Annotated in this window: 2 protein-coding genes; both read right to left on the bottom strand. The window is 60.3% G+C overall.

Annotation, left to right across the window (positions count from 1 at the left end):
- The coding region (locus AB1609_20735; protein ID MEW6048870.1) for a class I SAM-dependent methyltransferase at positions 1 to 815 on the bottom strand (815 nt) is incomplete at its 3' end.
- Positions 816 to 1,304: 489 nt separating this feature from the next.
- Positions 1,305 to 2,423: a DegT/DnrJ/EryC1/StrS family aminotransferase gene (locus AB1609_20730; protein MEW6048869.1), complete on the bottom strand. Its 1,119-nt coding sequence runs from the start codon at positions 2,421 to 2,423 to the stop codon at positions 1,305 to 1,307.
- Between the last annotated feature and the right edge of the window lie 192 nt (positions 2,424 to 2,615).

Raw genomic sequence — 2,615 nt, 5'->3', positions numbered from 1 at the left:
TTTCCACGGAAGTCGCTTGGCCTTTCTGGCCTTACTGTAACGTTCGAGAAGCCGCATGAAGCAAGCATGCGCTTGACAGCCAACGGACTGTAGGACACGATGGCGTCACCGATCAGCCAGTTTGGGATGACCGGGAGGCCACGGAACCGCAGGCGGCGCAGACCTGTGAAGAACAAGTAGCTGCGTACCCACATGTTTCGGTTCGTCAGCCGCATAAACAGGCAGCCATTCTCCCTAAGGAGCTTCGCACATCTCACCAGCGTGTCCACTGGGTTGGTTAAATAGTAGAAGATGTCTATGAAGGAAATCACATCGAAAGGCCCAGCTGCCTCGTGGACGCTCGACCAGACGGAAAACCCGCGACCACGAGCCAGCTCGCGAACATGCGCGATGGGTTCTACGCCTGATACCTCAAACCCGCAATCGCGTAAGACAACACCGAACTCCCCGAAGCCGCATCCAACGTCAAGGAGGCGTAGCTTCCCGTGGGACTCTCCCCTCGCATAACTCTTGAGGTAACGGATGAGCTCGTTTGCACATAACCGGAAAAACGGCAGTCGCTCAACGATATAGGCCCTCCAGTTGGTGACGTCTGAATACGCTACATTCTCAAAATGCATCTTCAGCTCTAGTGCGCTCGGAGGGGAACGAAAGTACACCCCGCACCGTCCACAGCGGTAGATAGCGGTCCATCTGCCGGCAGGCCGCGCTGTATACAGGAAGTGCACGGCGACTGGACGCCGGACGAAAGAGCCACAGATCAAACACTCAGCACCTCTGCCGGCATCTATGCTTTCTGATTCCTGCTTTTCCATGACCACACCACACCTCTGCCCGACAGCCGGACCCTGACCAACAGCGAGGCTCCCAAGGCTGCCCCACAACTCAAAGCTGTAGGCCCCCTCGGCTAACTGTGGCACGTCGCGACATAGAAAGAGCTACGCGAACCCACCAAACCCCGGTACCGGGAACTGTTCGTTCGTGACCTCCCGGCACAGGACCAGCCCCCGCATAGTCGGTTGCCCGTGCAAGACGCCTTGGCGGAAGAACACCGGCCCCGGTGACCCAGCCGGATGGTCCAGGGGCGATGACGGCCAAGGGCACGGCCGACAGAACGAGAGCCATCTGACTCGCCAGGAAGCCCACGACGCTTCAGAAGAGGCACCACCCGTGGCACAAGTTCTCACCGCTCAAGACTCAACCGCAAGGCTCATAAGAATGGACCACACCTCTTAGCCGCCAAGGCCCCCCAAAATGGGCACGGAAAGGGTAACAGTAACGGCCTTCGGGAGATCGCTCGCTGCTTACTTCCTCGCCACCGCCTCCTCCAGCTTCTGGGCCACGTACTCGACCTCGTCCTCGGTCAGATGGTTGTGGAAGGGAATAGCGATAGAACAGCGGCCCAGGAATTCGGTGACGGGGAAGTCGCCCTCTTTGTATCCGAAAAGCTCACGGTAGAAGGGCTGCAGGTGGATGGGCGTAAAGTAGGGGCGGCAACCGATGCCGTTGTCGAGCAGGTACTGCATCACGGCGTCGCGTTCGACGCCTTCTTCGACCCTCACCACGTAGACGAACCACGACATGCGCGTGACTTCGGGAGCCACATACGGGACGCGGATGCCGGGTACCCGTGAGAGACGCTCCGTGTACATGCGTGCCACGCGCTCACGTTTCGCGAGCACTTCCTCGATGCGCCTCATCTGAGCTATGCCCAGGGCAGCGGAAAGCTCGTCCATGCGGTAGTTGTAGCCCAGCCGTTCGTGGGACAACCAGACCCCCGCGTCCCCCCGGCCCTGGTTCCGCATGCTCCGACAGAGACGGGCTACCTCCGGGTCGTCGGTGACGATCATGCCGCCTTCCCCAGTGGTGATCTGCTTGTTGGGGTAAAAGGCAAAGGCAGCGGCATGGGCATAAGCGGGGGAGCCACACTTCCGACCCTTGTACTCGGAGCCCAGGGATTCGCAGGAGTCCTCGATCACTACCAGTCCATGCTGATCGGCTATGTCGCGGATAGCGTCCAGGCGGGCTGGCTGGCCGAAGGCATCAACCGGGATGATTGCTTTGGTCCGCGGGGTAATAGCGGCCTCGATCAGTTCGGGGTTGATGTTACCCGTCTCCGCCTCCACATCCACGAAGACGGGGCGAGCGCGCTCATAGAGGACACAGTTGGACGAGGCTATGAAGCTGAACGGGGTGGTGATGACCTCGTCCCCTTCCCCTATCCCGAATGCGCGCACCAGGAGGTGAAGGGCGCTGGTGCCGCTGTTGACCGCTACTCCAAAGCGGGTGCCCACATACTGGGCTACGGTTCTCTCGAACTCCTGCAACTTCGGGCCGAGGGCCAGAAACGGTGTCTCCAGCACGGACAGCACCGCTTGCTTGTCTTCCGGGGATATGTCGGGCCGCGACAAAGGCACCTCCATTGGTCTTGCCTCCGTGACTGTGCCTACTCGAGGGTAAGTGCCTGGTCCAGAACAAATACCCATACCCTGCGGCGAGATCCCGTACCTAACCATGCAGATTCCTCACCGTCTCGGCTGACAACCGGACCGCAGCACGTTGGGGGACCTCGCGGAGAACACCACAGCCCGCCAGCGCCTCTTCCACCCACCGTC

It is taken from the genome of Bacillota bacterium, assembly GCA_040754675.1.
Taxonomy (GTDB): Bacteria; Bacillota; Limnochordia; order Limnochordales; family Geochordaceae; genus Geochorda.
Note: the sequence above shows the minus strand (reverse complement) of the source record. Positions and strands in the feature narration are given on the sequence as shown.